4 protein-coding genes are annotated in these 4,555 nt (G+C 71.4%); 2 read left to right on the top strand and 2 right to left on the bottom strand.

The annotated features are described in order from the left end of the window. Both B7L92_RS01540 and B7L92_RS01535 read right to left on the bottom strand, forming a co-directional pair. The coding region (locus tag B7L92_RS01540) for an alpha-1,4-glucan--maltose-1-phosphate maltosyltransferase (RefSeq protein ID WP_081235695.1) at positions 1–1,699 on the bottom strand (1,699 nt) is incomplete at its 3' end. Between the two features lie 74 nt (positions 1,700–1,773). Further along, a complete protein-coding gene (locus B7L92_RS01535) occupies positions 1,774–2,073 on the bottom strand; it encodes a DUF5133 domain-containing protein (RefSeq protein WP_081235694.1) in 300 nt (99 codons plus the stop codon). Between the two features lie 342 nt (positions 2,074–2,415). Between B7L92_RS01535 and B7L92_RS01530 the strand changes: the two genes are divergently transcribed. After that, positions 2,416–2,928 carry a pep a2 gene (locus B7L92_RS01530; RefSeq protein WP_081235693.1) on the top strand — a complete coding sequence of 171 codons (513 nt, stop codon included), beginning with the start codon at positions 2,416–2,418 and terminating at the stop codon, positions 2,926–2,928. A 29-nt stretch (positions 2,929–2,957) separates the two neighbouring features. Continuing rightward, on the top strand, positions 2,958–4,555 hold a 1,598-nt coding region (gene glgX, locus B7L92_RS01525), incomplete at its 3' end, for a glycogen debranching protein GlgX (protein ID WP_081235692.1).

The following is a 4,555-nucleotide window of genomic DNA, read 5'->3' as shown; positions in this document are numbered from 1 at the left end:
GGAAGTGGAGGTTCCGCAACTGCTGCAGGGCCGGGTTCTCGCGCCGGATGGTGTTGAGGCGGGTGATCAGCGGGGCGATGGTGCGGCCCGCGCGCTCGGCCGCTTCCCAGTCGCGGGGCCTGAGCTGGTACTTCTCCGAGTCGAGGTACTCCTCGCTCCCCTCGCGCAGCGGGGTGTTCTCGCACAGTTCGTAGCCGCTGTAGATGCCCCAGGCGGGCGAGAGGGTGGCGGCCAGCACCGCGCGGACCTCGAAGGCGGGCCGGCCGCCGTGCTGGAGGTGGGCGGGCAGGATGTCGGGGGTGTTGGCGAACAGGTTGGGCCGCATGTAGCAGGCGGCCTCCCCCGCCAGCTCGGTGAGGTACTCGGTCAGCTCCCGCTTGGTGGTGCGCCAGGTGAAGTAGGTGTAGGACTGCTGGAAGCCGATCTGCGCCAGGGTGTGCATCATCGCCGGGCGGGTGAACGCCTCCGCCAGGAAGACGACGTCGGGGTCGGCGCGGTTGACCTCCCCGAGCACCCGCTCCCAGAACACCACCGGCTTGGTGTGCGGGTTGTCCACCCGGAAGATCCGCACCCCCAGCGCCATCCAGTGCCGCAGCAGCCGCACCGTCTCGGCCACCAGCCCGTCCAGGTCGGCGTCGAACGCGATCGGGTAGATGTCCTGGTACTTCTTCGGCGGGTTCTCCGCGTAGGCGATCGACCCGTCGGGCCGGTGGTGGAACCACTGCGGGTGCTTGTGCACCCAGGGGTGGTCCGGCGAGCACTGCAGCGCGAAGTCCAGCGCCACCTCCAGCCCCAGCCCGGCGGCCCGCCGCACGAACCGGGCGAAGTCCTCCTCGGTGCCCAGCCGCGGGTGCACCGCGTCGTGCCCGCCCTCCGGCGAGCCGATCGCCCAGGGCACCCCGACGTCGTCCGGGCCGGCGGTGAGGGAGTTGTTGGGGCCCTTGCGGAAGGTGGTGCCGATCGGGTGGATCGGCGGCAGGTAGACCACGTCGAAGCCCATCGCGGCGATCGCCTCCAGCCGGCGGGCCGCGGTGCGGAAGGTGCCGTGCGGCTGCTCGGGCGTGCCCTCCGAGCGGGGGAAGAACTCGTACCAGGCCCCGTACAGCGCCCGCTCGCGCTCCACCAGCAGCGGCAGCGGCGCGCTGCCGGTCACCAGCTCCCGCAGCGGGTACCGCGCCAGCACCGCCCCCACCGGCGGCGTCAACGCCGCCGCCAACCGGGTGGCGCAGGGCAGGGAGTCGTCGCGCAGGGTCCGTGCCGCGGCGAGGACCACGGCCTGCCCGTCGTCCTGCGGCACCCCGGCCGCCGCCCGCTCGTACAGGTCGGCGCCCTCCTCCAGGACCAGACCGGTGTCGATGCCCGCCGGAACCTTGATCGTGGCGGTCCTGCGCCAGGTCTCCACGGGGTCTCCCCAGGCCTCCACGGTGTACGTCCACAGCCCGGGCGCACCGGCGGTGACCTCCGCCCCCCACCGGTCCGTGCCCGGAGCCAGCTCCCGCATCGGCGTGAACGGCCCCGGGCGCCCCTCGGGGTCCCTCAGGACCACGTTGGCGGCCACCGCGTCGTGCCCCTCGCGGAACACGGTGGCCGTGACCTCGAACGTCTCGCCCACGACGGCCTTCGCCGGACGTCTGCCGCAGTCGACGGACGGCCGGACGTCCCGCACCGGGATACGGCCGACGGCCCGGGTCGTCTTCATGGATCTGCACCTCCGCCGTGCTCGACGCCGGGCCGGCGCCCGGGCGTGGGGACCAAACTGCGGCGGGAAGGCCCTTACCTCCCCGCCGGGGAGCGCCGCTGCGTCGTCGGCGGGCCCCGTCTGACCGCGACGGTCGGGCAGGGCCTGTCGTTCTGTTCCTGCAGATGGGTGACGGGGGTGGTGCGCAGGTACCGTTCGGCGGCGTCCGCCGCCTCCCGGGCGCAGCGCTTGCCCATCAGCACGCAGAGGGTGTAACCGGAGTCCTCGAAGGTGGCCCGCACCGTGCGGTCGGCCGGAGCGGCGAGCATCACGCGTTCCCAGGCCCGGTAGCGACGCAACTGCCGGGCGACTTCGGCTTTGGCGGGTAGCAGCATGGCGCCGTTCACCTTTCCGTGGCTCGATGGAGGGCGCGTTGTCCCGGTGGTCGGGCGGCAGCCGTGCGCGCAGCGGCACGGACCCGTAACGGCGATCGAGGTCTTCACACATGGTGCACGGGTGATGACTCACCGTCTTGTTGGATTTTCAACCAGTCATGGCGGCCGTGACGCGCTCAGATGTCGTCGCCTCCGTCTCAGGCGTGCGCTCGTGTTGCACGAATGGACCAACCCCCTCACGCTGAGGGTGACTCAGAAGCGATTCCCGCTCACGTTCCGTGTTCGGGGCCCGTCCCGCAGGGGCGGGAGGAACGGGAGCTTCGCGGTGAGGAGCCGACGACCATGAAGACCGCAGTGCCCTGCTACTACCACCTCGACGTGGAAGTCAGTCCGGAGAAAGTGGAACAGGTCAGCCGCATACTGGCCGCCCACCTCAGGTTCTGGGACCTCGAGAACCTGATGGAGCCCGTCTGCCGCGGCACCGAGATGCTGCTGCGGGCCATCGACGAGCACGCCACCGACAAGAACACGTCGATCGAGATGTGGTGGAACGGCCAGCACCTCATCACCGCCGTCGGGGACAACGACCGGGCCCTGCGACCCGACCAGGAGCTGCGCGGCTGCCTGCAGCACATCGCGGCGAGCAGCGACGGATGGGGCTGCTGCGCCACCGAGACCGGCAGCAAGGTCATCTGGTTCTCGCGGCGCGCCCGCGCCGGCGAACGCGTCCCGCTGGTGCCGACCGGCCCCGACCCGCGCGAGAGCGAGGGCCTGGACGTGCCCCGCGAGGTGCCCGTCACCCAGCTGACCGGCCTGGTCCGCACACCGAGCGGCGTGCTGGAGGAGGCCCGGTGACCCGGTCGCGGAAACGGAGAGGGGCGCCCGTGTGGAGCGGGCGCCCCTATCCGCTGGGTGCGGCCTTCGACGGGGAGGGCACCAACTTCGCCCTGTTCAGCGAGGTCGCCGACCGCGTCGACCTGGTCCTGGTGGACGACGACGGCCACCACGGCACGGTCCGGCTCACCGAGGCCGACGGCTTCGTCTGGCACGGCTACCTCCCCGGAGTCGGCCCCGGGCAGCGCTACGGCTACCGGGTGCACGGACCGTGGGACCCGGCGGCCGGCCACCGCTGCAACCCGGCGAAGCTGCTCCTCGACCCCTACGCCACGGCGGTGGACGGGCAGATCGACAACCACCCCTCGCTCCACGAGCGCGACCCCGACGGCCCCGACCCGGCCGACAGCGCCGGGCACACCATGCTCGGTGTGGTGACCGACCCGGCCTTCGACTGGGGCGACGACGTCCGGCCCGGCCGCTCCTACGCCGATACCGTGATCTACGAGGCCCACGTCAAGGGCCTGACCCGCACCCATCCCGACGTCCCCGGGGAACTCCGCGGCACCTACGCCGGACTCGCGCACCCCGCGGTCGTCGAGCACCTGACCTCGCTGGGAGTCACCGCGGTGGAGCTGATGCCGGTGCACCAGTTCGTCCAGGACGGCGTGCTGCAGGACCGCGGCCTGGCCAACTACTGGGGCTACAACACCATCGGCTTCTTCGCCCCGCACAACGCCTACGCCGCCCGCGGCACCCGGGGACAGCAGGTCACCGAGTTCAAGGAGATGGTGAGGACCCTGCACGCGGCCGGGCTCGAGGTGATCCTGGACGTCGTCTACAACCACACCGCCGAGGGCAACGAGAAGGGCCCCACGCTCTCCTTCCGGGGGATCGACAACGGCTCGTACTACCGCCTGGTGGACGGCGACTGGTCGCACTACTACGACACCACCGGCACCGGGAACAGCCTGCTGATGCGTCACCCGTACGTGCTCCAACTGATCATGGACTCGCTGCGGTACTGGGTCACCGAGATGCACGTCGACGGATTCCGCTTCGACCTCGCGGCCACCCTGGCCCGGCAGTTCCACGAGGTGGACCGGCTGTCGGCGTTCTTCGACCTCATCCAGCAGGACCCGGTGATCAGCCGCGTCAAGCTGATCGCCGAGCCGTGGGACGTGGGCGAGGGCGGCTACCAGGTGGGCAACTTCCCGCCGCTGTGGTCGGAGTGGAACGGCAAGTACCGGGACGCCGTACGGGACTTCTGGCGCGGTGAGGAGCACACCCTCGCCGAGTTCGCGTTCCGGCTGACCGGCTCCTCCGACCTGTACGCGCACCACAGGCGCCGGCCGCGCGCCAGCGTCAACTTCGTCACCGCGCACGACGGCTTCACGCTGCGCGACCTCGTCTCGTACAACGACAAGCACAACGAGGCCAACGGCGAGGGCAACCGGGACGGCGAGAGCGCCAACCGGTCCTGGAACTGCGGCGCGGAGGGCGACACCGACGACCCGGCCGTGCTCGAGCTGCGCGCCCGCCAGCAGCGCAACTTCCTCGCCACGCTGCTGCTGTCGCAGGGCATCCCGATGCTCTCCCACGGCGACGAGCTGGGCCGCACCCAGCACGGCAACAACAACGCCTACTG

The organism is Streptomyces viridosporus, assembly GCF_002078235.1.
Lineage (GTDB): Bacteria > Actinomycetota > Actinomycetes > Streptomycetales > Streptomycetaceae > Streptomyces > Streptomyces viridosporus.
The sequence above is the reverse complement of the archived record's forward strand: the minus strand, read 5'-3'. Positions and strand labels throughout refer to the sequence as shown.